This window comes from Salidesulfovibrio brasiliensis JCM 12178 (assembly GCF_001311825.1).
Classification (GTDB): Bacteria; Desulfobacterota; Desulfovibrionia; order Desulfovibrionales; family Desulfovibrionaceae; genus Pseudodesulfovibrio; species Pseudodesulfovibrio brasiliensis.
Genome location: NZ_BBCB01000046.1, coordinates 1 through 24039, shown reverse-complemented (window position 1 = coordinate 24039; position 24039 = coordinate 1). Strand labels below are relative to the sequence as shown.

The 24039-nt window shown below is 62.1% G+C and carries 17 protein-coding genes and 3 pseudogenes; 9 read left to right on the top strand and 11 right to left on the bottom strand.

From position 1 onward, the window contains the following. The 3 genes from JCM12178_RS20985 to JCM12178_RS11390 all read left to right on the top strand — a co-directional run. Window positions 1–1315: PAS domain S-box protein (locus JCM12178_RS20985; protein ID WP_369404515.1), on the top strand; the 1315-nt coding region annotated here is incomplete at its 5' end. Beyond that, entirely contained in the window at window positions 1270–2283 is a 1014-nt protein-coding gene (locus JCM12178_RS20980) for a hybrid sensor histidine kinase/response regulator (protein WP_369404514.1), read from the top strand. The genes JCM12178_RS20985 and JCM12178_RS20980, both read left to right, overlap by 46 nt. A 292-nt stretch (window positions 2284–2575) precedes the next feature. Further along, window positions 2576–4639, top strand: a complete 2064-nt coding sequence (locus JCM12178_RS11390; RefSeq protein WP_054651485.1) for a ribonucleoside triphosphate reductase — start codon at window positions 2576–2578, stop codon at window positions 4637–4639. Window positions 4640–4710: 71 nt separating this feature from the next. Here JCM12178_RS11390 and JCM12178_RS11385 read toward each other — a convergent pair. From JCM12178_RS11385 to JCM12178_RS11370, 4 genes and pseudogenes are all read right to left on the bottom strand, one after another. Next, a pseudogene (locus tag JCM12178_RS11385) lies at window positions 4711–6023 on the bottom strand (TRAP transporter large permease). Further along, the gene (locus tag JCM12178_RS11380) at window positions 6023–6508 is read right to left on the bottom strand and encodes a TRAP transporter small permease (RefSeq protein WP_054651483.1); all 486 of its coding nucleotides are present in this window, start codon (window positions 6506–6508) and stop codon (window positions 6023–6025) included. Before JCM12178_RS11380 ends, JCM12178_RS11385 begins: the two are co-directional and overlap by 1 nt. A 13-nt stretch (window positions 6509–6521) precedes the next feature. After that, window positions 6522–7523, bottom strand: a complete 1002-nt coding sequence (locus JCM12178_RS11375) for a TRAP transporter substrate-binding protein (protein WP_054651481.1) — start codon at window positions 7521–7523, stop codon at window positions 6522–6524. Window positions 7524–7535: 12 nt separating this feature from the next. Next, complete coding sequence (locus JCM12178_RS11370) at window positions 7536–8138, bottom strand: TetR/AcrR family transcriptional regulator (RefSeq protein WP_054651479.1); 603 nt, start codon at window positions 8136–8138, stop codon at window positions 7536–7538. 167 nt (window positions 8139–8305) lie between these two features. Between JCM12178_RS11370 and JCM12178_RS11365 the strand changes: the two genes are divergently transcribed. After that, the gene (locus JCM12178_RS11365; RefSeq protein WP_054651477.1) at window positions 8306–9073 is read left to right on the top strand and encodes a substrate-binding periplasmic protein; all 768 of its coding nucleotides are present in this window, start codon (window positions 8306–8308) and stop codon (window positions 9071–9073) included. Here JCM12178_RS11365 and JCM12178_RS20975 read toward each other — a convergent pair. Beyond that, window positions 9054–9338: a TIM barrel protein gene (locus tag JCM12178_RS20975; RefSeq protein ID WP_369404516.1), complete on the bottom strand. Its 285-nt coding sequence runs from the start codon at window positions 9336–9338 to the stop codon at window positions 9054–9056. The two genes, JCM12178_RS11365 and JCM12178_RS20975, sit on opposite strands and share 20 nt — an antisense overlap. A 128-nt stretch (window positions 9339–9466) precedes the next feature. Then, window positions 9467–9880 (bottom strand): annotated as a pseudogene (locus JCM12178_RS20970) (TIM barrel protein); the annotation flags it as partial. A gap of 143 nt (window positions 9881–10023) precedes the next feature. On the opposite strand from JCM12178_RS20970, the pseudogene topA reads away from it, so the two are divergent. Next, window positions 10024–12434 (top strand): annotated as a pseudogene (topA, locus tag JCM12178_RS11355) (type I DNA topoisomerase). A 316-nt stretch (window positions 12435–12750) separates the two neighbouring features. On the opposite strand, the gene JCM12178_RS11350 reads toward topA, so the two are convergent. The 5 genes from JCM12178_RS11350 to JCM12178_RS11330 all read right to left on the bottom strand — a co-directional run bounded on the left by JCM12178_RS11350 (window position 12751) and on the right by JCM12178_RS11330 (window position 18841). Then, window positions 12751–14106, bottom strand: a complete 1356-nt coding sequence (locus JCM12178_RS11350; RefSeq protein WP_488199682.1) for an alanine/glycine:cation symporter family protein — start codon at window positions 14104–14106, stop codon at window positions 12751–12753. A gap of 534 nt (window positions 14107–14640) precedes the next feature. Continuing rightward, on the bottom strand, window positions 14641–15057 hold the full coding sequence (locus JCM12178_RS11345; protein ID WP_245628736.1) for a DnaJ family domain-containing protein: 417 nt from the start codon (window positions 15055–15057) through the stop codon (window positions 14641–14643). Between the two features lie 84 nt (window positions 15058–15141). Beyond that, a complete protein-coding gene (locus JCM12178_RS11340; RefSeq protein WP_054651473.1) occupies window positions 15142–15603 on the bottom strand; it encodes a LysM peptidoglycan-binding domain-containing protein in 462 nt (153 codons plus the stop codon). A gap of 82 nt (window positions 15604–15685) precedes the next feature. Further along, window positions 15686–16429 carry a hypothetical protein gene (locus JCM12178_RS11335; protein ID WP_369404513.1) on the bottom strand — a complete coding sequence of 248 codons (744 nt, stop codon included), beginning with the start codon at window positions 16427–16429 and terminating at the stop codon, window positions 15686–15688. A 9-nt stretch (window positions 16430–16438) separates the two neighbouring features. Further along, window positions 16439–18841: a Lon protease family protein gene (locus JCM12178_RS11330; protein ID WP_054651471.1), complete on the bottom strand. Its 2403-nt coding sequence runs from the start codon at window positions 18839–18841 to the stop codon at window positions 16439–16441. Between the two features lie 188 nt (window positions 18842–19029). Here JCM12178_RS11330 and JCM12178_RS11325 point away from each other — a divergent pair, with 188 nt between their 5' ends. From JCM12178_RS11325 to JCM12178_RS11310, 4 genes are all read left to right on the top strand, one after another. Continuing rightward, window positions 19030–19593, top strand: coding sequence for a DUF4390 domain-containing protein (locus JCM12178_RS11325; protein WP_054651469.1), 564 nt, complete (start codon window positions 19030–19032; stop codon window positions 19591–19593). A gap of 2 nt (window positions 19594–19595) precedes the next feature. Then, complete coding sequence (locus JCM12178_RS11320; RefSeq protein ID WP_054651467.1) at window positions 19596–21791, top strand: sensor histidine kinase; 2196 nt, start codon at window positions 19596–19598, stop codon at window positions 21789–21791. An 84-nt stretch (window positions 21792–21875) separates the two neighbouring features. Next, window positions 21876–22784, top strand: coding sequence for a TIGR01777 family oxidoreductase (locus JCM12178_RS11315; protein WP_054651465.1), 909 nt, complete (start codon window positions 21876–21878; stop codon window positions 22782–22784). 58 nt (window positions 22785–22842) lie between these two features. After that, on the top strand, window positions 22843–24039 hold a 1197-nt coding region (locus JCM12178_RS11310; RefSeq protein WP_054651463.1), incomplete at its 3' end, for a sigma-54-dependent transcriptional regulator.

Below are 24039 nucleotides of genomic sequence, written 5' to 3'. Positions count from 1 at the left end.
GCCAGAAGCGGCGCGCGCCCGGCCCGGACTTACCGGCCGGGCGCGCCCGCCGTTCCGCCCCTTCACTTTTTTCCGCTCGTTCCAATATATTCCGGTAAAGGATGGACATCCCTCCATACTCGAATACGAGGAGCCCGCGTTGACCGCACCCGAGACAAATACCTTCCGCGTGCTGGCGGTTGACCCGGACAGGGACGCGCTCACCCTCTACAGGGACATCCTCTGTTACGAGGGGCACAACCCCGAAGCGCTCGAAAGCCTCTTCGACCAGCGCTCCGGCGCGGCTCCCGGAGACGGCGCGGATTCCGCCCGCTACGAGATGGTCCGCGTCCGCACCGGCACCGAAGCCCTGTCCGCACTCTCGCAGGCCGTGAACAACGGCGTCCCCTTTGCGCTGGCAGTGGTGGAAATCCGTCTCGACGGCGGCATGGACGGCATCGAGACCGCCGAGATGATCCGCGACATGGACGAGGACATCGAAATCCTGATGCTCTCCTCTGCCTCCAACGTGCCGCTCACCGAAATCAACCGCCGCGTTCAGCCCCCGGAAAAACTCCTCTATCTGCAAAAACCGTTTCGTTCGCAGGAGTTCCGTCAGGTGGCCATCTCCCTGTGCAGCAAGTGGCGCACCGAGACCCGGCTCCGGGAACTGAACGAGACTCTGACGCAGGTGGTGGAGGCGCGCACCGAGGAGCTCAACAAGGCCAACCGGCGGCTTTTGGACGACATCGCCAAGCGCGCGGCCGTGCTCAAGGACCTCAAGGCCAGCGAAGAGCGCTACCGCATCCTTTTCGAGAAGAACATCACCGGGAACTTCGTGGCCGCGTCCGACGGCCGGATTCTTGACTGCAACGAAGCCTTTGCCGAACTGTTCGGCTTTGCCTCGGCGCACGACGCCAGAGGGGGCAACATCTTTGAGCTGTGGAACAAAACCGGGGCCGAGGAGCCGTTGCAGACGCTTCTTGCGGGCAAGCGCAAGCTGCCCGGATATGAACTCTCCATCGGTGCGGGGCAGGCCTCGCGCCAGATACTCGCCAACATCGACGCGGTGGAGACCAACGACTCCTACACCGAAGTCCGCGGCTATTTCTTCGACATCACCGAGCGAAAACACCTGGAACGCCAGCTCCGGCTGGCCCAGAAGATGGAGTCCCTCGGCACGCTGGCGGGCGGCATCGCTCACGACTTCAACAACATCCTCGGCGTGATCCTCGCTATGCCGAAATCATCGAGGGCTCGGCAGAAGAGGATTCCGGACTGGCCCGCAGGGTGGGTGAAATCATATCGGCAGGCAGACGCGCCCGCGACCTCGTGACCCAGATCCTCAACTTCAGCCGCCAGAGCCCGGAAGAACGCCAGCCCATGAATCTCTCGCCGCTGCTCAAGGAGGCCCTGAAGATGCTCAGGTCCAGCCTGCCGGCGAACATCGCCCTGAACCTGAACATCACGGCCTCGGACGACAACGTCATGGCCGATGCCACGCAGATTCACCAGATCATGCTGAACCTCTGCACCAACGCCGCACAGGCCATGGCCCAGACCGGCGGGTCCGTGGAGGTGGAGATGGCGGACGCGGACGGCGGAGGTCCTGTTCCCCCGCGCGATCAGGGCAAGCCGGAATGGTTCGTGCGCATCACCGTGCGCGACGACGGGCCGGGCATGGACGCCGAGACCATGGAGCGCATCTTCGACCCCTTCTTCACCACCAAAGGACCGGGTGAAGGCACCGGCATGGGGCTGGCCATGGTCCACGGCATCGTCAAACGCCACGACGGGCACATCATCGCCGAAAGCGCGCCGGGCAAGGGAACGGTCTTTCACGTCTTTCTGCCCCGCACCCCCTCGCTGGAGCGTCCGCGCACCGAGCCCCTGCCGCAACTCGTCTTCACCAAGGGCCGCATCCTCTTCGTGGACGACGAAAAGGCCCTTGTGGACATCGGCAAGGAGATGCTCGAGGGCATGGGCTTCGAGGTCGTGACCCGCACCAGCAGCATCGAGGCGCTGGAAGCCTTCCGCTACCGCGCGGACGACTTCGACCTCGTCATCACCGACCAGGCCATGCCCAACATGACCGGGCTGGAGCTGGCAAAGGAAATGCTCGCCATCCGGCCGGGCATCCCGGTCATTCTCTGCACCGGCTTCTCAGAGGCCGTCAGCTACGAGCGCATCCGGGAGATCGGCATCGGCGATTTCATCATGAAACCGATCCTCAGGCAGGAGATGATGGAGGCCATCGGGCGGCTGCTCGGGGAGGTTCGTCCGGACCTCATGGCATCCCGGTAGGTTGCATCCAAAACCCGCTTTCGTAACCAATCAGTTGCCTTTGCCCCCTTGCGGTCGAAAGGCCGTTGGGATAGTCTCCACCTCTCGCGACGCCAAGGCGGTGCGCGTCCGGTTCGGCAGAATCGTTCCGACCGTTTTTCCGCCTCTTCCGCGACGAAAAAAGCAACAATACCGCTGCACCGGATGCCGAGCATGCTCGGACGGAAGGCAGCCCGCGACAGTCCAACGCCGCTCGAAAGACCGGCGTTTTTTCCGCTCTAACGACACCTCAAACGACCGCACAGAGAGACGAATGCCGATTCAGATCAAGAAACGCGACGGATGCATCGAAACCTGGTCCAACAAGCGCATCGGGGACGCCATTTTCAAGGCCCTCAAGGGCAGCGACATCAAGGACCCGCTGCTGGCCACCCGGCTGGCCCGCAAGGTGGAGGAAAAACTCGCCAACGTGGACGTTCCCGAGCAGGAACAGGTGCAGGACATGGTCCAGCAGGTGCTCATGGAAGCCCGGCTCTACAAGGTGGCCGAACGCTACATCATCTACCGCGAAAAACGCCGCGAGCTGCGCACCCAGAACGAGGCGTTCCTCGACATCGGCCGCGTGACCGACAGCTACCTCGACCAGATCGACTGGCGCGTGAACGAGAACTCCAACATGGTCCACTCCTTTCAGGGCCTCATCCTGCACATGGCCGGATCAGTGCAGGCCCGCTACGTGCTGGAGAAGTATCCCGAGGAAGTTCGCGAAGCCCACAACCACGGCTACTTCCACATCCACGACCTCTCCTTCGGCCTTGCCGGGTACTGCTCCGGCTGGAGCCTGCGCGACCTGCTGCTGGAAGGCTTCAACCTGCGCGACCGCTGCTCCTCCACCCCGGCCAAGCACTTTGACGCGGCCTGCGGGCAGATCGTCAACTTCCTCGGCACCCTGCAAAACGAATGGGCCGGGGCGCAGGCCTTCAACAACGTGGACACCTATCTCGCGCCGTTCATCCGGCTCGACGGGCTGGACTACGCCACCGTGAAGCAGCAGGTGCAGAAACTCCTGCACAACCTGAACGCCACCTCCCGCTGGGGCGGTCAGAGTCCGTTCACCAACTTCACCTTCGACTTCGTGCCCCCGGCGCACATCGCCAAGGAACCCATCATCGTGGGCGGCGAGCTGCAGGACACCACCTACGGCGAATACGCCGAGGAAATGGCCATGCTGAACCGCGCCTTCCTCGAAGTCATGATCGAAGGCGACGCGGACGGACGCATCTTCTCCTTCCCCATTCCCACCTACAACGTCACCGAAGACTTTCCGTGGGAATCCGAGGAAGGAAAGCTGCTGCTGAAGATGACCGCCAAGTACGGCGCGCCCTACTTCCAGAACTTCATCAACTCGGACATCAACCCCGAGGACGTTCGCTCCATGTGCTGCCGCCTGCAGATGGACCTGCGCGAAATCCGCAAGAAGACCGGCGGTCTCTTCGGCGCGGGCGACCTCACCGGCTCCATCGGCGTCGTGACCCTGAACCTGCCCAAGCTCGCCTATCTCGCCCACAGCGAGGAGGACTTCATCGAGCTGATTACCGAATACGCTGAGCTTGCCAAGCAGTCGCTGGAGTACAAGCGCAAGATCGTGGAGCACAACCTCGAGGCGGGCATGTTCCCGTTCTCCCGCCGCTACCTGAAGAACGGCTTCAAGGGCCACTTCTCCACCATCGGCCTCATCGGCGGCCATGAAGCCTGCATGAACATGCTGGGCAAGGGCATCGAGTCCGAGGCAGGGTCGCGCCTCATGCAGCGCGTGCTGCGCCACCTGCGCCGCCTCGTGGTTCAGTTTCAGGAAGAGACCGGGCACCTCTACAACCTCGAAGCCACGCCCGGCGAAGGCACCTGCTACCGTCTGGCAAAGGTGGACAAGGAACTCTACAACGACATTTACACCTCCGGCGAAGAGGTGCCGTACTACACCAACTCCACCCTGCTGCCGGTGGGCGTGACCGCGGACGTCATCACCGCGCTGGAGCACCAGAACGACCTCCAGACGCTCTACAACGGCGGCACCGTGTTCCACACCTTCCTCGGCGAGGCAGCCCCGGACGAGGAAAGCGTCAAGAGCTTCCTCATCAAGGCCATGACCAAGACCAAGATTCCCTACATCTCGGTGACGCCGACCTTCTCGGTCTGCAAGGATCACGGCTACATCTACGGCGAACACTTCGACTGCCCGGACTGCGGCTCGGAGACCGAGGTCTACACCCGCGTGGTGGGCTACTACCGCCCGGTGAGTCGCTGGAACAAGGGCAAGCAGGAGGAGTACCGCGAACGGCAGGAGTACTCCATGAACACATTCTGCGGCCCGGCCTAGGGATACGTCATCAACAGCAAAACGCCCGCTCCCTTTTAAGGGAGCGGGCGTTTTTTTCGTTTGGTCAGGGATCAGTCCATGAGCCCCGGCAGCCAGAGCACGGCCTGCGGCAGCACGAAGAGCACGGCGATGCCGAGGATGATGGCCAGCAGGAAGGGCAGGATGCCCTTGAAAATGGATTCCAGCGCGATGGTCGGCGCGATCTTTCTGGTCATGCCGTAGACCACGTAGACGTTGATGCCAACGGGCGGCGTGATGACGCCCATCTCGGTGACGAGCACGATGACCACGCCGAACCAGATGGGGTCGTACCCGAGGCCAAGCACCACCGGAAAGAAGACCGGCACGGTGAGCATGACCAGCGCGAGCGAGTCCATGAAGCAGCCGCCGAGGAAGTAGATGCCGAGGATGGCGGTCATCACGGCCCAGCCCGGCAGGTCCAGCCCGGCCACCTGCCCCGCCATGTCAAAGGGGATGCGGGTCACGGCCAGAAACTTGCCGAAGACCACGGCCCCTGCAATGAGCATCATGACCATGCATGAGGTGCGCAGCGTCTCCTGCAGCGACTGCACGAACCCGCTCCAGCTGATGCGCCTGCGGATCACCGACACGCCGAGCACCCCGGCCACGCCGATGGACGCGGCTTCGGTGGGCGTGAACAGCCCCTTGAACATGCCGCCGATGACCAGCGCGAACACGATGATGGTATCGGACAGGCCGCCGAGTGAGCGTAGCCTCGCGGGCCAGTCGTAGCGCTCGCCGCACGGGCCTGCGTCGGGATTGCGCATGCAGACCCCGGCAATGGCGACGATGAAGAGCGCGGTGAGGATGACGGCGGGGATGATGCCCGCCACGAAGAGCTTGCCGATGGACTGGCCGGTGAGCACGCCATAGACGATGAGCACCACGCTGGGGGGCATGATCATGCCCAGTCCGCCGCCCGAGGCCACGGCCCCGGCCGCCAGCGAATCCGCATAGCCGTAGCGTTTCATCTCCGGAATACCCACCGAGGACATGGTGGCAGCCGTGGCCGGGCTGGAGCCGCACACCGCGCCGAACGCGGTGCAGGCCGAGACCGTGGCCATGGCCAGCCCGCCCCGGATGTGGCCGAGAAAATGGTAGGCGGTCTCGTAGAGCCGCTTGCTGATCCCGGCGTGAAAGGCGACCTGCCCCATGAGGATGAACAGCGGGATGGTGGAAAGATCGTAATTGGCGAAGGTGGAGTAAATCTCGCGCGGCAACAGGCTCAGTGCGGCCTGCGGGGAGATGAGCAGGCCGAAGCCCACCGCGCCGGTGAGCATCATGCGTAGGCCACGGGCATCTGCAGGGCCATGAGGCCGAGCATGACCACGATGCCGATGATGCCGGAAAACAGGGGATCGATCATGCTTGTTCGACTCCGGTGACGAGGCGCAGGATGTCGCGCAGGATCATGAGGGTGAAGACGGCGCAGCCGAGAGCCACCGCGCCCATGACCATCCACTCGGGCAGGCCGAGGTTCATGGAGACCTCGCCGGACTCGCGGGTGGTCAGGGCGAAGCGGGCCATGCGCCACGAAAGGACGCCGAAGGCGGCCAGCGAGAGCGTGCCCGTCAGCAGCGACGCCGCCGTGCGCGCCGTGCGACCGAGCCTGACGTAAAAGAGCTCCACCGCGATGTGGCTGCGCTGGCTGTGGGCGTACGGCAGGCTCATGGCCACGGCCAGCGCCGCGAGAAAGGCGGTGATCTCCTCGGAGCCGAAGAGCGGGTGCCCGAACGCGCGTCCGGTGACGTCGATGACGGTGATCAGGGCCATGCACGCGAGGCAGCAAGCCGCCAGCGCGCGCATGGCCCGTTCGATCACGCTCAGGGTGGAGGTCAGGGCGTTCACGGAATTCCCGTTCCTATTGAGCGCTCTTGAGGGAGCGTTCGGTGAAATCCACGATGGCCTTGCCGTCAAGACCCTTCGCGGTGGTTTCCTCGATGTACTGGTCGATTACCGGGCGCGCGGCGTCCTGCCAGCGCTTGCCCTCGGCCTTGCTCAGAGGAATGAAGGAGCCGCCCTTCTCGACAAAGTACTCTCGTCCTTCCTCGTCCGAGCTGTCCCACGCCTCGCCGTGCTTCACGGACCATTCGGCGCTCACTTCTTCAAGAACCTTCTTGGCGTTGTCGGACAGCGCGTCCCACTTGGCCTTGTTCATGACCACGAAGAAGGTGGTGGTGTATGCAGCCGGGTAAGACTCGGTGCAGTAGTCCACAACTTCGGCCATCTTCCAGCCCTTGTTGGTCTCCATGGGGTAGAACCCGCCGTCCACCACGCCCTTGCGAAGCGACTGGTAGGCGTCCGGCATGGACTGGGCCACCGGAGTGGCACCGAGGGCCGCGGCCAGCTTGGCGCTGTTGCCCGTGGCACGGACCTTGAGGCCCTGAAGGTCTTCGAGCTTCTCGACCTTCTTGCCCTTGGTGAAGAGGATGCCGGGACCGTGCGCGTGGAAGTAAAGGACCTTCACGTCACTGAGTTCCTCGGGCTTGAAATGTCTGTAGACCTCGTTGGCAACACTGGTGGCGCCCACGCCCGAGGTGTAGCCCAGCGGCAGGTCCACCGCGGCCATGACCGGGAACCGGCCGCGCGAGTAGGCCAGCGCGGACATGCCGATGTCGCTGATGCCCTGCACCACGCCGTCGTAAGCCTGACGGGCCTTGGTCAGGGTGCCGCCGGGGAAGTACTGGACCATGACCTCGCCGCCGGAACGCTTCTCCACTTCCTTGGCCCACTCATGGGCCAGCTTGGACTGGATGTGGGTGGGCGGGAAGAAGTTGCTGTAGGTCAGCATGGTCCCGGCCGCGGCCGGGGCGGCCAGCATCAGCAGTGCGGCCAGAGCGGCCAGCAGAACGCCTTTTTTCATGATCCTCTCCTTTTATGAACTTGCCTCGCCGCTGATTGCCAGCGTGCGTATCATGGTCAGGGCCGCGCGGCGGACGTCCTCGCGGGACAGCTCGCCGGTTTCCAACAGGTCGTGAATCAGGAATCCTTCAAAGAGCGCGGTGTTGAGCGCGCCGAGCTTCTTGGCCGAGTAGCCCGAGATGACGTGGCTGCCGACCATCTCCGCAAAAATGTCGTTCGAGAGACGGTAGATGCTCTTGTTCAGCTTGCGCCGCAGCTCGGAGTCTCCGGCCGCGTGGACCGTGAACTCGAGAAACACCTTGGACCAGTTGCGGTCGCCCACGATGGTGTCCAGAAAATCCCAGATCACGTCGAGCACGTCCTCCAGCGTCTCGGCCTCGCCGATTCGCCGGGCGCGTTCCTCGCGGTAGTTGCCGAGCTTGGCGGCCAGAATGTCCAGAAAGAGTTCGTCCTTGCTCTTCCAGTGACGGTAGAAGCTGCCCTTGGCGTACCCGGCACCGTCGGTGATCTCCGCCACCGTGGTCTTGGCGAACCCCTTGCTGTTGAACAGCGCCTGTGCGCTGTCCATAAGCTCCCGCATGGTTTGGAGCGACTTTTCCTGCTGCTTCGTACTCATTCCCGATTCCGTGTTTTCGGCCCGATTTGTGACCAGCGGTCAAAAAGTGACCGTTGGTCATTTTCTACGGGCTATCACGCTGTGAAACCGGGTGTCAAATAGGATTATCATACGTTTGAAAAAAACCGGCGTGTATGGTGCTCCGTATGAAAACTCAGAGGAGTCCAATGGAACGGCTGTTCATCGTGATCCTGTTCTTCGTTCTCACCCTCTGCCCCGCTCCGGCACGGGCGGATGACGGCGTGGTCGTGGCGTCCGGGGCCATGGGCTGGCGGCCATACCTGATGCTGGACCAGACAAACGGAAAGGTCACAGGCGTACTGCACGACATCCTTCAACTGGCCTGCGACAACCTCGGCCTGAGCCTGATCTTTGCCGATTACCCGTGGAAACGGGCGCTGGACAACCTGCAACACGGAGACGTGGACGTACTCTGCGGCATATATTGGACCGAGAGCCGTTCCAAGGCGTTGCGCTACTCCAAGCCCGTGTTCAAGGATGAGATACGAATTTTCGTGACCGAGCCGTTCAAGATGGACAGCCTTGACGACCTGAAAGGGAAAAAGGGCGATCGGCCCCTTGGCGGCAGTTACGGCGACGACTTCGACGAATACGCCCGCAAGAATCTGGACCTGACGCAGGTGACAACCAAGGAACTCTCCTTCTCGCGGCTCCAGCGCGGCTTCACCGAATACTACGTCTGCGCGCTGGCTGACTGCATGCACTACCTCAAGACGCAAGGGCTGACGGACGAAATCCGCCCGCTGCCGTATGTGGTGGCCGTAAACAACGTCTACTTCGCCTTTTCCCGCAGCAGCAAAAATCCGCAACGGGACACGGCCCTGATCGAAGAGCTGGAACGCCTGCGAAAAGACGGAACCGTGGACAGGATTCTCTATTCCTACTGCCCGACAATCAGTCCATCAGCTCCCTGAGCACCGCCAGATTCATGCGGTCCTCTTCAAGATCGTCGCCCTTGTCGGTCTCAAGGCTCATGCCCACATCCCGAAAGCGCTCGTCATTGACGATGTTCCTGAACGCCTCTTTGCCCAGCTCGCCCTTGCCGATGTGATCGTGCCGGTCCTTGTTGGACCCGAGCGGCGTTTTGGAGTCGTTGAGATGAAAGAACCGCAGCCTGTCAATCCCGACGGTCGCGTCGAAGCGGTCCATGGTCTCGGCGTATGCCTCGGGCGTGCGGATGTCGTATCCTGCGGCAAAGGTGTGGCAGGTGTCGTAGCAGACGCCCAGCCGGTCCGGGAATGCCGAGGCTCGATGATTCGCGCCAGCTCCTCAAACGAGGAGCCGAGGTTGCTGCCCTGCCCTGCCGTGGTCTCGAGGAGCACGGTCACGTCCCCGGTCTCCGACTGCCGGATGGCCTCGTCGAGATTCTCCACATACCGCCGGATGCCCTCATCCACGCCCTTGCCCAGATGCGACCCCGGATGCGTCACCAGCCACGGGATGCCCAACCGCTCGCAGCGCCGGAGTTCTTCAGTGAATGCGGCAAGCGACTTCTCCACCGCGTCCTTCTTGGGACTGGCCAGATTGATGAGATAGGAGTCGTGCGCGGCCACCGGATAGTCACCCCAGTCACGCCACGCGGCCTTGAAGTCCTCCACCATTTCGTCGGTAAGCGGTGGAATCTTCCACTGCCGCTGGTTACGGGTGAATATCTGCAGGGCCGTTCCGTCAACGGCGCGAATACGCTCGAAGGCCTTGTGCAGCCCCCCGGCAATGGACATGTGCGAACCTATGTACATGCTGAACCTCCAAGGCAAAAATGTGCCGTCAGCAGAGGGAAAGGTCAACGCCGTCATGCGAAAATCATGACACGAATGCTGACAGGGCTTGCCAGACGGGGCGTTAATGGTTACGTCTGCACACCATGCCAAAGGATTTGATCATTGTTGAGAGCCCCGCGAAGGTGAAAACCATCAGTAAGTTCCTGGGAAAGGACTACATGGTGGAAGCCTCCGTCGGCCATGTGCGAGACCTTCCCGCCCGCGACCTCGGCGTGGACGAGGACAACGGATTCACCCCCCAGTACCAGGTCATTCCCGGAAAGGAAGACGTGGTCAAAAAGCTGAAGCAGGCGGCCAAGAAGGCCCGCCATGTCTTCCTTGCGCCTGACCCCGACCGCGAGGGCGAGGCCATTGCCTGGCACGTGGCCGAGCTCATCAAGGACGAAAGCGCCGAGATCAGCCGCATCCAGTTCAACGAAATCACCAAGCGCGCCGTGCAGGAAGCGCTGGAGCAGGCACAGCCGCTCAACGAGCAGCTCTTCGACTCCCAGCAGGCCCGCCGAATCCTCGACCGGCTGGTGGGCTACAAGATTTCCCCGATCCTTTGGAAGAACGTCAAGCGCGGCATCAGCGCCGGGCGCGTTCAGTCCGTGGCGCTTAAGCTCCTCGTGGAGCGGGAAAAGGAACGCCGCGCCTTCGTGCCGCAGGAATACTGGCCCTTCAAGGCAGAACTTTCCGGCGAGAATCCCCCGCCGTTCTGGACCGAGCTGTGGAAGCTGGACGGCAAGGCCGTCAAGCCCGGCGGCCACCACGTCACCACCGAAGACCAGGCCAAGCGCTCGAAGAGGCGCTCAACTCCGGCCAGTTCATCGTGGACGACGTGCAGGAAAAACAGCGCTCCCGCCAGCCCCGGCCGCCCTACATCACCTCGACCCTGCAGCAGGACGCCAACCAGCGCCTCGGCTACTCGGCCCGTCGCACCATGAGCGTGGCCCAGCGCCTCTACGAAGGTGTCGAACTCGGCAAACGCGGCACCACCGCGCTCATTACCTATATGCGTACCGACTCCGTACGCATCGCCAAGGATGCCCAACAATCCGCCAAGAGCCTCATCCTTGAACGCTTCGGAAAGGACCACTATCCGTCCAAGACCCGAAATTTCAAGACCAAGGGCGGCGCACAGGACGCGCACGAAGCCATCCGCCCCGTCGACCCGACCCTGACCCCGGAAGTGGTCAAACCGCACCTGCCCTCCGAGCAGTTCCGGCTCTACAAGCTCATCTGGGAACGGTTCATGGCCTCCCAGATGGCTGCGGCAAAATTCTGGGATACCACCGTCACCGCCAAGAACGGCAACACCCTGTGGCGCGCCAAGGGCGAACGCCTGCTCTTCCCCGGCTTCCTCGCGGTCATGGAAAAGTCCCCCGTGGGCGAAACCATCGACCTGCCCAAGCTCACCGTGGGCGAAGCGCTCGAACTCAAGGACCTCAACAAGGAACAGAAGTTCACCCAGCCGCCGCCGCGCTACTCCGAAGCCTCACTCGTCCGCACGCTGGAAGAACTCGGCATCGGCCGCCCGTCCACCTACGCAGCCATTATCTCCACCCTGCTCGACCGGGAATACGCGCTGCTGGAAGAGCGCAAATTCGCGCCCACCGAGCTCGGCTTCGTGGTCAGCGATCAGCTCTCCGAACACTTTCAGGCACTCATGGACGTGGGCTTCACCGCAGACATGGAAAACAAGCTCGACGACGTGGCCGACGGCCGCCTCGACTGGGCACAGCTCCTGAGCGAGTTCACCGGCGACTTCAACCCCACGCTGGACAAGGCCAAGAAAGACATGGGCCGCAGCGTGCAGGATACCGGCGTGGTCTGCGACCAATGCGGCAAGCCCATGACCATCAAATTCGGAAAAACTGGCGAATTCCTCGGCTGCAGCGGCTTCCCGGCCTGCCGGAACATCAAGAATTTCAAGCGAAACGAAAAAGGCGAGATCGAGGTCGTCAAGGAGCCCGCGCCCGAAGAGCTGGGCGTGGACTGCGACAAATGCGGCCGCCCCATGGCCATCAAGCGCAGCCGCCGCGGCGAGTTCCTCGGCTGCACCGGCTACCCCGACTGCAAAAACATCAAAAACTTCGTGCGCGAGGACGACGGCTCCATACGCATCGTCGAATCCGAAAAACCGCAAGTCGTAGGCGTCTGCCCGGACTGCGGCGGCGAACTGCACCTCAAACAGGCCCGCACCGGCTCGCGCTTCATCGCCTGCGCCAACTACCCCGACTGCACCTACTCCCAGCCTTACTCCACAGGCGTCAAATGCCCCAACGAAGGCTGCAAAGGCGAACTGGTCGAAAAAAGCTCCCGCAGAGGAAAAATATTCTACTCCTGCAGCGAGTACCCCGGCTGCAAATACGCTGTCTGGGACTGGCCCGTGGCAGAAAGCTGCCCCGAATGCAGCCACCCGATCCTCGTCCGAAAATTCCTCAAGGACAAAGGCGAAGTGCTCGCCTGCCCGCAAAAAGGCTGCAAGTTCAGCAAGCCTATCGACGAATAACTCGCATTCAACTGAAACGACAAAGCCCCCGCTCTCATGAGAGCGGGGGCTTTGTCGTTGGTACGAATCAAAGAGGCCTCCGGCGGGCAGGGCGCTGCCCTGCACCCGGCAAAGGGGATAATCCCCTCTGCACTCCCTATCTTAAAGGCGTTTGCTGCAAGCGAAAATCTTACGTGCCCGGCTAGCTCCGCCGAAGGCAAGCCAAAGCGTTTTGGGATTCTTAAACCCTTTTGGAATAGGGTTTAAGCCCCCGGAGGGCCGCCGGAGGCAAAAAAAGGGCCGCCCTGATGGGCGGCCCTTACTCGAGGCGGCAGGGTTAGCGGTTTGCTTTGCAAGCCGCGTCTTCTGCCTTTTTCCGTTCAAAGTATTCCTTGGTTTCGGAGGCGATGACCGGCGACAGCATGAGCAGGCCGATGAGGTTCGGAACCGCCATCAGGCCGTTGAAGCAGTCGGCCAGGGCCCAGACGAAGCTGACCTTCAGGGAGGAACCGACCAGTACTGCAATGATGAAGAGTACACGGTAGGGGGTGATCAGCTTGGTGCCGAAGAGGTATTCGATGGACTTTTCGCCGTAGTAGCTCCAGCCGAGGATGGTGGAGTAGGCGAAAAGGATGAGGCCGAGGGTGACGATGTACTGGCCGCCGGAGAAGCCCATTTCAAAGGCTGCGGTGGTCAGTTCGGCGCCTTCGAGGCCGGAGTTCCAGTTGAACATGACCAGAATCAGTCCGGTCAGGGTGCAGACCACGATGGTGTCGATGAAGGTCTGGGTCATGGAGACCAGCGCCTGATCGACGGGGTGCTTGGTCTTGGCGGCAGCTGCGGCGATGGGCGCGGAGCCGAGGCCGGATTCGTTCGAGAAGACGCCGCGGGCGATACCGAAGCGCATGGCCATCATGACGGTGGCACCGGCGAAACCGCCGCCTGCGGCGGTGGGGTTGAAGGCGTGTTCGAAGATCAGGGCGAACGCGCCGGGAACCTTGTCGAGGTTCATGGCGACGATGATGACGGCACCGGCGAGGTAGAAGATGATCATGATGGGAATGAGCACGCCGGTGACGCGGCCGATGCTTTTGATGCCGCCGAGGATGACCATGCCGGTCAGTACGGCGAGAACCACGCCCACGTAGATGTGCGGGATGCCGAAGGTGGCTTCCACGGCGTCTGCCACGGAGTTGGACTGCACCATGTTCCCGATGCCGAAGGCGGCCACTGCCGCGAAGACGGCGAACGCGGTGCCGAGCCATTTCATGCCGAGGCCGCGTTCGAGGTAGTACATGGGTCCGCCGGCCATTTCGCCGTTTTCGTCGGTGATGCGGTATTTCACGGCCAGCACGGCTTCGCCGTACTTGGTGGCCATGCCGACCAGGCCGGTGACCCACATCCAGAACAGCGCGCCGGGACCGCCGATGGAGATGGCGGTGGCCACGCCAGCGATGTTCCCGGTTCCGACGGTGGCGGAGAGCGCGGTCATGAGTGCTTGGAAGTTGGAGATGTCGCCTTTGTCGGCGTCAGCCTCTTCGCGTTTGATGAGGGCAAGGTAAAGGGAGTACCAGAGCTCGCGGAACTGGAGCCCCTTGAGAATGATGGTCAGCCAGACGCCTGTGCCGACCAGCAGGATCAGCATGGGCCAGCCCCAGACGTATCCGCCGATGAAGTTGATGAAGCTTTCGATCTGTTGCACGTGTGTCCCCTTTGGTTTTACAGGTGTGCACGGCCATCCGGCCGAATACGCGTGCGACCCTTTCCAATCCGTTCGCGCTGTTTCGCGTTAGGGCGACTTTCTCCTCCGAACGTCCCGAACCTTTCCGGACCGGCCTTCAGGCCGCAATCTCTTCCCTCTTCAACTGGCTGTTATCAAAAGGCTTTTTTCATCCGCAGCAATGATGTCAACCTCTTGACAACGCAACCTGCAGGTTGCAGTTCGCGGGACACATAGCGTTGTTCTGTCAAAAATTCCACAACAAAAATCACTATATATTGTCCAATTTTTCAATAAACACGTTGGAAATTGCGCATTCCATACATTTTGAAAAAAAAATGTTTTCCGTAAGGAAAGCGTCCACCGGCTTCTCGAGGCGTTTTTCATCTGAATAGTTGAAGAGAAGAAAACGCAGCAATCCAAGTGTGTTATCAGCGAAATGACGAGAATGGGCCGGAGAGTTGGGTAGGGTGGCGGGGTGCCTATACAGGCTGAGTCCGGAGAGGGCTATTTTTCAGACACGCGGACCCGGTGCACGACACGGTCGTAATAGTCGTCGTCGAGCCGGACAGGACGCCCTGTGACGCGCTCCATGCGCATGGTCAGCACTTCGAGCTTCTGCATCTGGCGGTAGCGTTCGGATTCGTCCTCAAGATGCTCCAGCAGGTCCTGTACGCGCACGATTTCCTTTTCCAGAGCCTTGGGGTCGTCGATGTAGCCGCTCGTCTTGAGCATACGATAGGCCAACCGAATTTCAGGTGGCAGATGGGCGGCCTCGTCGTGCGGCAGAGGCTTGCCCATGCCTTCGAGGTTTTCGAACTGCCCTTGCTCAAGGGCTTTTCGGATGCGGTCTTCCGCGATGACTTCCGAGAGGAACATGTACGAAGTCTGCTCCGCAGGGACGGGGCTGTCAATGGCATTCACCTGCCTCTCTGTGGAATGGAAACACGCGAAAAAGCCCCCTGCCGTGAAGGCAGAGGCTTATTCAAACTCTATTCTGCGGTCAGCCTAGAAGCTGTACCCGAGAGCGGCGCGCATTTCGGCCGGGATCCAGGTGTCCGGACCGGGCTCGAGCTGCTTCCACGGGGCACCGGCGGACTTGCGGGCTTCCTTGACTTCGTCGAGGGTGTAGCCGTAACGCGGCACTTCGAACTGCTGACCGGGGTAGATCAGGTCCGGGTTGTCGATCTTGTCACGGTTGGCCTTGAAGATGAGGGGCCACATGAAGGGATCGTTGTAGATCTGCTTGTATTCAGCGATCCACCACAGGCATTCGCCCTTGGCGACGGTATGCATGGTCGGCAGGCTGTCGTACTGGGATTTGTAGACGGCCATGGGATCGACCACAACTTCTTCAACAACAGTTTCCTCTTCAACAACGACGACTTCCGGCTCGGGATTCACCTTCTTGGAGCAACCCCAAGCGAAAATCATCATGCAGGCGATAGCCAGCAGCAACAGTTTCTTCATCAACGGCCTCCTCTTGGTATGATTGGCACACCTTTGAATTCTCAATCTTCAATCTCAGGATTTGATCCTACTGGCCCAATTATCAATTATTTTTTTTTTCTTGCAACACCAATTTCCCCTCGGGAGAAAGCTGCAGGGCAGTATCCAGCGCCCGCCGGGCCTCCTCAAGCCAGCCGCCCATACGCAGGCTGCGGGAAGCGAGAACGTACATCAACTCGGGCTCACCGGCGTAGACGCCATCAATCAACATATCGTAATCACTGCCGAAAGCCTCCACGACCAGCGGCTCCTGCGAAACGATGAACCGCGCAAGCAGCACGTTTTCCCGGTGCCGGGAAAGGTATGGTGGCAACAGGGTGCGGCAGTTGTCCATAAAAAACCGTATGCGGTCGATTTCACGGCGCATGCTTTCGCGGGTCTGGTCGAGAACCTCGGCCAGATTGCCGGAGATTTCCTGCTGTGGACCGGGTGTCTGCTCTTCCATGATCTCCCGAAGCCACGGGCCGTAGTTCTGCCGCTGGTACGCGTCCTCGCGGAGTTTGACGGTTTCGTGAAAAATGTAGCCCATGGCCCAGTCGAGAAAACGTCCCTCGGCAGGCTGTTCGGGGTCGTTGCGAAACACGTGGTGGGCCGTGTCCTTCATGCGCCAGAGCAGTCCCTTGTCCATCTCGGTGCCCACAAGGTCGCGCAGCTGCTCAAAGCAGACCACGCCTTCCCTGTCAAAGCTCTCGAACTCCCGGTTGAGCGCCACGGACGCCTGACAGAAATTGCGAAAGAGGTCTCGGACAAACTCCGGCAGCTTTCCCCGTATCCAGCTTCGGGACATGCTTCCTCCCTACTTGCTTTTTTTCCTGGCCAGTTCGGCCAGCTCGGCCAGACGGTCGTCCACCATGCGAAAGAGCGTTCCGGCCGGATAGGTTCCGTTTTTGCCCAGCGTCCCTGTCGGCACCCCGGTAAGGATGCGCATGGCCTGCTCGATGGTGGAGACCGGGTATATGGCGAACAGCCCGGCTTCCACGTCGCGCACCACGTCGTCGCGCAGCATGAGGTTGACCACGTTGTCCGCAGGGAGGAGCACGCCCTGCTTGCCTGTCAGGCCGCGCCGTTTGCAGACCTTGTGGAAGCCCTCGACCTTCTCGTTGACCCCGCCCACGGCCATGATGCAGCCGCTCTGGCTGACCGCGCCGGTAAAGGCGTAGGAGAGGTCGATGGGCGCGCCGGACAGGGCGGAAAGCAGCGAAGCCAATTCCGCGCCCGAGGCTGAATCGCCCTCGATGCCCGCGTAGGACTGCTCGAAGCACAGGCTCCCGGTCATGACGATGGGCTTGTTCTGGGCAAAAAGGCCCACGAGGTAGCTCTTGATGATCATCATGCCCTTGGTGTGAATGGGACCGCCTAGCTGGGCCTCCCGCTCAAGGTCGATGATGCCGCCGTGCCCCACGCCAACGCGGCATGCGATGCGGTGCGGCAGGCCGAACTCGTGGTCCCCGAACTGGGTCACGGAGAGCCCGTTGGCCTCGCCCACGGCGGTGCCGCCCGTGGCCACCTTGATGACCTCGCGGTCATAGTCGGACATGAATTCGGCTTCATAGAGATTGGAGCGATAGTCGCGGTCGTCGAGCGAGCGGGCGAGGTCGTCGGCCTCCACCCTTTCGGCCCCGCGCAACCGGGCCATGGCCGAGGCTTCGACCACGCGCTCGCGAAGCAGCGGGAAGTAGAGCGAAAGCCGCTTCTGGTCCTCGGCCAGCCGGGAGCCGAAGTCCACCAGTCCGGCGAGGGTGCCTCGGGAAAGCGGCAGGGACTCATCCTGCCTCGCAACCCTGCCGATGGCCTGCAGGTAGCGTTTCACATGGGCAGCGTCGCGTTTGCAGGTGGATTGCAGATGCGCCTTCACCTTGAAATACTTGGCGAACCGGTCGTCATTGTAGAGCATAAGCTCGTAGTTGACGTCCGTGCCGATGAGGATGACGCGCAGCTCGATGGGGATGGGCTGCGGCTCGATGGTCCGGGCGCGAACCTGATCCGGCTCCACCGGGTCCTCGATGCGGGCGTTCCCGGCACGCAGCGCGCGCAATAGCCCTTCCCACGAGTGCGGGTTGGTCAGCAGGTCTTCCACGTTGATTATCAGGAACCCGCCGTTGGCTTTCTGCAGGGCCCCGGCCTTGACCAGCGTGAAGTCGGTGTAGAGCGCGCCCATCTCGGTTTCGCGCTCAATGGAGCCGAGCAGGTTGAATGCCGTGGGGTGGTCTTCGAGGATGACCGGAGCGCCTTTGCTGCGGCCGTTATCCACAAAAAGGTTCACCTCGAAGCGGGTGAAGAAGTCCTCACCGCCGCCGGACGAATCCATGAACAGCGGGTGCGAGGGCACCTCGCGGCTCTGGAACTGGTCCACGTTCTCAACCACACAGTCCTCAAGGGCATCGAAATAGTCGGGCAGGCCCTTCACGGCGTCGAACTGCTCGCGCACCGGGGCCATGCATTCGCGCAGCACGGCCCGGGCGGTCTCGCGGTGCAGATCGTCCTCGTTCTTCTTGAGCACCTGCTCGTTCTGGTTGATGCTCCTCAGGTCGCCCGAGAGCTTGTCCAGCAGCACCTCGCCCTGTTCCTTGAGCTTTTTGCGAACCTTGGAGTCGAGGGTGTCGTAGTCGCTATCCTGCAGCGGCTTGCCGTCCACCAGCGGGGCCAATGTGATGACCGAGTCTTCATCAATGGTCAGGCGGAAGCCCGCCTTTTCGGCTTCCTCCTCCATGCGGGCAAAAAGCTCGTCGCGGCGCTGGCTGAACTTCTTGAGCAGCCGTTCGTGCTTTTTCTGAAAGGACTCCTCGTCGAAACGGGCAGGCACCTCGGACTTGAGGCGGCTCACGGCCTTCTGCTGGGCGTTCTTGAACTTGCGGCCCATGCCTGCGGGCAGGGACACGGCCACGGGCCGGTCCTCGTCCTCAAAGTTATACAGATAGACCCAGTCCGCCGGGGTTGGCGCTTTTTTGGCGCGCTTGCCGAGAAAGGTCTTCACGAAATGGGTGCGTCCCATGTTGGGCTCGCCAGCCACATAGACGTTATATTCATTGCCCTTGACCGCCAGCGCGAGTTCCAGCGCCTTCATGGCGCGGGGCTGGAACGAAGGCGTGGGATCCCTGTCCGGGATTTCGTCGCTGGTTTCAAAGGGAATCTTTTCCGGATCAAGGGCGGCTCGCAGCCGGGAAACCGGAAGCGGGCGCGGGGTGCGGGTTCTGCTCATGCGTCCTCATGGTGTCTCGTTGAGACGGGTGGTCGTTTCGGGGTCATGACGGAACGTAGCCGGAACAGCTTTGTCGTTCAAGTATTTCGACACCCGTAGGCCCGGGACCATAGCCCGCTCGCGCCCCGGTGGCAACGGCGAACCTGCCTGCTTGTCCTTTCCCCCGGCTGCTGATACCACCCTGTTATATGAAGTTACGCGCGCTGCTTCTTCTGACCGTGCTTGCCGCGTGGGCCGCGTTTGCAGCCCTTCCGGCCCGTGCGCAGGTCATCAGCCTCGACTCGGTTTCGGCCACCAAGGTGGGCGATACGCTGGCCGCGGAGTTCGGCGTCACGCTCACCGGAGCCGAGGAAATCGCCGAGACCCTGCGAAACGGCGTGCCCCTGAAGCTTGTCTGCCGGGCCGCCATCGAGCAGTCCAGACAGTATTTCTTCAACAAACCGCTCGGCGACGGACGCTTCGAGGCCACCCTGCACTACGACGCGCTGGCCAAGGAATACGTGCTCACGCTGCCCGGCAAGAGCCAGCCCGACCGGGCCACGGAGCTTGTGCCCCTGCTCAATCGAGGCTGGAAGCAGTTCTCCATCCCGCTGTGCCCCTGGAGCGAACTCGTGCGCGGCAACAGCTATCTGCTGGAAGTGGAAGCCGCGCTCACGCCTCTGGACGTGCCGGACTGGTTTACCCGGACGTTTCTGTTCTGGTCATGGCGAGGCGGCCCCACCGTGACCTCCACCCTTGAATTCCGGTACTAGCCATGCCGCGCGAATACATCAAGATCGACAAGGTGGACCAGCGGGAGCGCCGCCGCAGAAAACGCGAACTCATCGCCGCCGGGGTCTGCTTCGCGCTCATCGCGGTGCTGACGTGGGTGGAACTCAAGTATCTCGGGGGCAACTCCTACCTCTTCCTCGGCCTGCTGAACCTGAACTTCATCCTGCTGCTGGTGGTCTTGTTCATCGTCACCAGAAACGGCGTCAAGCTGCTGCTGGAACGCCGCCGCCGCGTGCTGGGCTCCAAGCTCAGAACCCGGCTGGTGCTGGCCTTCATATCCCTCTCCCTCATCCCCACGGTGCTCATGTTTCTCGTGAGCGTGAAGTTCGTACAGACCTCTGTGGACTACTGGTTCAAGGGGCAGGTGGAGGAGTCCATGGAGCAGGCTCTTGAACTGGGCCGCGCGTTCTACGGCTCGGCGCAGGACCGCCTGCAGCGGCGCGGCAAGAACATGATCGACGAAGTCGTCCAGCGCCAGTACGCATGGGGCGGCAAGGGCATGAACACCCTGCTCGGCGAGAAGTTCGAGGAGTACGACCTCAGCCTCGTGGGGGTGATAACGCCCACCGGCACGGTTCAGAACACCCACTACTCCGCCCAGTGGGAAAAGGCGTGGCCCGCCATCAAGGAAAAGATCGACTGGGAAGGCCTCAAGGCCGATCCGCGCCAGTGGTCCACCATCATCCCCACCCCGCAAAGCGACCTCATCGTCGGGGTCACGCCCGTAGACGACGGCAAGACGGGCTTTCTCGTGCTCGGGGAGACCGGCGGGCGCGGCCTGCTGCACAAGCTGGACAGGATCGTGCGCGGCCTCGACGAATACAAGAAGCTCAAGACACTCAAATACCCGTGGAAAATGACGCTCTATCTGACCCTCGGGGTCATGACCATGCTCATCATCCTCGGCTCCATCTGGTTCGGCTTCCGGCTGGCCAAAGAGCTCTCGGCCCCGGTGCAGGCGCTGGCCGCAGGCACCGAACGCATTGCGCGCGGCGACCTCTCCGTACGCCTTGAAGACCGCTCTGACGACGAGCTGGGCTTCCTCGTGCGCTCGTTCAACCGCATGACCGAAGACCTAGAGCTTGCCCGCGAGAACGAGACCAAGGCGGGCGAACGTCTGGCAAAGCAGAATCAGGAGCTGGAACGACGCGGCCGATACATCGAGGCGGTGCTCAACAACATCACCTCGGGCGTCATCTCCATGGACGCCTCGGGCCGCATCGGGACCGTGAACCGCGCTGCCGAGCAGATTCTCGGCACACCAGCGGAATTTCTCATCGGCAAGAAGCCGCACACCCTGCTTTCCGGCGAGTTCGCGGACATCATGCGCGAGGCCCTCGACACCGTGGGCAAGAACCCCGGCGAGCAGTGGCAGCGTCAGCTCGACCTGCAAACCCCGGATGGAGTGCGCAAGCTGCTCATCAACGTGGTGGCGCTGCCCGGCACGCCCGGCTCCGAGGTGGGCACCGTGGCCGTGTTCGAGGACATCACCGAGCTGGAAAAAATCCAGCGGCTGGCGGCGTGGCGCGAAGTGGCCCGGCGCATCGCCCATGAGATCAAGAACCCGCTCACGCCCATCAAGCTCTCTGCCCAACGGCTCCAGCGCAAGTTCGGCGACGATGTGGACAACAAGGTCTTCGACGACTGCACGGGATTGATCGTCAGTCAGGTGGAGCGGCTCCAGCAGATGGTCTCGGAGTTCTCGGCCTACGCCAAGCTGCCGGAAGTGCAGCTCAGGCAGGGCAGGCTCGGCCCGCTGCTCGAAGAGGTTGTCGGCATGTTCGAGAACACCCACCGCGGCGTACAGTGGAGCCTTCGCATCAAGAACGACCTTCCGGAAATCACGTTCGACCGCGAAGCCCTCGGCAAGGTCTTCATCAACCTGCTCACCAACGCCGAAGAGGCCCTGAACGGCCGGGGCGACGGCGAGATACACGTCACCGCCGAATATGAACGGCGCAAGAACCGCATCGTGGTCCGCGTGGCAGACAACGGCACCGGCCTGCCGAGAGACGGGGCGTCGCGCATGTTCGAGCCCTATTTCTCCAAGAAGAAAGGGGGCACCGGCCTCGGCCTGACCATCGTGCGCTCCATTGTCTCCGACCACCGGGGGACCGTCACCGCCCACGCCAACAAGCCCGCCGGGACCGTGGTGCGGGTGGAACTGCCCGTCAGCTAACACTCTTCGTCCCTTCACGAAATCACATCTCCCCCGTGGCGAAACGCCCGGCATCGTGGTATGCTTTCCCATCGGAGGTATCCCATGCGTACGTTCATCACCGGAGGAACCGGATTCATCGGGCAGTCGCTGGCCGCATCACTTCTGGCCGACGGCCATGAAGTCATGGTCATTTCCCGCAGCACAGACTCCGTAGATAGGGTGTTCGGGAAAACCGTTTCCGGCTTCACCTGGGACGGCGGCGAGTGGCCTTCGCTCGTCACCCAAGACTCGGCCATCGTCAACCTCGCGGGGTCAAGCATCGCCGAAGGCCGCTGGACCCCGGAAGTCAAGAAGCGCATCCTGCAAAGCCGCCTCGGCTCGGGGAAACGCCTGCTGGAAGGGCTGCGCAAGGCCCCCGAAAAACCCGCCGTCTTTGTGCAGGGCTCTGCCGTTGGCTACTACGGCCACCACCGCAGCACGCCCGTTACCGAGGACACGGCACAGGGCGAGGGATTTCTCGCGGACGTGGCCGGGCAGTGGGAAGCCTCCACCGCCGAAGCAGAGGAAATGGGGATTCGCCGGGTCATGATCCGCACCGGAATGGTGCTCGGTCAGGGGGGCGCGCTGGAACGAATGCTCCCCCCGTTCCGCTTTTTCGTGGGCGGTCCCATCGGCAGCGGCGAGCAGGGCGTGTCGTGGATTCACATGCACGACGAGGTCGGCGCGATCCGCTTCCTCATGGAACACCCCGAAACGCAAGGACCATACAACCTGACCGCGCCGACGCCCGTGAGCTTCAGCCGCTTCGCGCGGGTGCTGGGCGAGACTCTGAACCGGCCGCACTGGTTGCGTACGCCCGGTTTCGCCCTGCGGATGCTTTTCGGCGAGATGGCGGACGAGGTACTCCTGAACGGCCAGTTCGCCCTGCCGGAGCGGCTCCAGCAGGCCGGGTACGAGTTCCGCTTCCCCATGCTCAAGGACGCGCTGCCGGACATTCTGTCACGGCCTTGAATCGCAGGGCGGCTTGCCGTAGACTGACGCCTCCCCAAACCCACTCACGGAGAACGCCATGCCCGGCAAGGTACTGATCATCGACGACGAGGAAAGCATCCGCTTCTCCCTGCGCGGCATTCTTGAAGACGAGGGCCTTGAGGTCAGCGACACGGACAACGCCGAGGACGGCCTCGAACTGCTGGGCTCGGAAAACCCCGACATCATCTTTCTGGACATCTGGCTGCCCGGCATGGACGGCCTCGAAGCGCTGGAGCGCATCAACGAGGAGCACGCCCACGTGCCGGTCATTATGATCTCCGGCCACGGCAACATCGAAACCGCCGTCACCGCGCTCAAGAACGGCGCGTTCGACTTCATCGAAAAACCCCTCTCCCTCGAAAAGGTCGAGGCCACCAGCCGCAACGCGCTGGAAGTGGCCCGGCTCAAGCAGGAGAACCGCGAGCTGCGTTCTCGCATCGACGGCAACCGCACCACCCGCCTCACCGGAGAATCTCCGGCCATAGAGCACCTGCGTCAGGTCATCGAACGCGTGGCTCCCACGGACGCATGGGTGCTCATCACCGGCGAGAACGGCACCGGCAAGGAGATCGTGGCCCGCTCGGTGCACTCGCAGTCCATGCGCGCGGACAAGCCCATGGTGGCGGTCAACTGCGCGGCAATACCCGAGGAACTCATCGAGTCGGAACTCTTCGGGCACGAAAAGGGCGCATTCACCGGCGCGGAATCCGCACAGGTGGGCAAGTTCGAGCTGGCCGATCAGGGCACCCTGTTCCTTGACGAGATAGGCGACATGAGCCTCAAGACGCAGGCCAAGATCCTGCGCATCCTTCAGGAGCAGTGCTTTGAACGCGTTGGCGGCCGCAAGACCATCCGCGTGGATGTGCGCGTGATCGCGGCCACGAACAAGGACCTGCAGGAGGAGATCAAGGCCGGGACGTTCCGCGAGGACCTCTATTACCGGCTCAAGGTTTTTCCGCTGGAAGTGCCGCCCCTGCGCGAGCGTTCCGGCGACGTACCGCTGCTCATCGACGCCTTTACCGAAGGGCTGGTCAGACGTCACGGCTTCAAGCCGCTGGCCTTTGACGAGCGGGCCATGGAGTGCATCAAGACCTATGAATGGCCGGGAAACGTGCGCGAACTGAAGAATTTCGTGGAACGCATGTTCATCATGTACGCGGGCGACACGGTCAATGCCGAACGCCTGCCGCCCGAGCTGCGCTCCGGCAACGCCGCCGTCCAGACAGGCGACGCG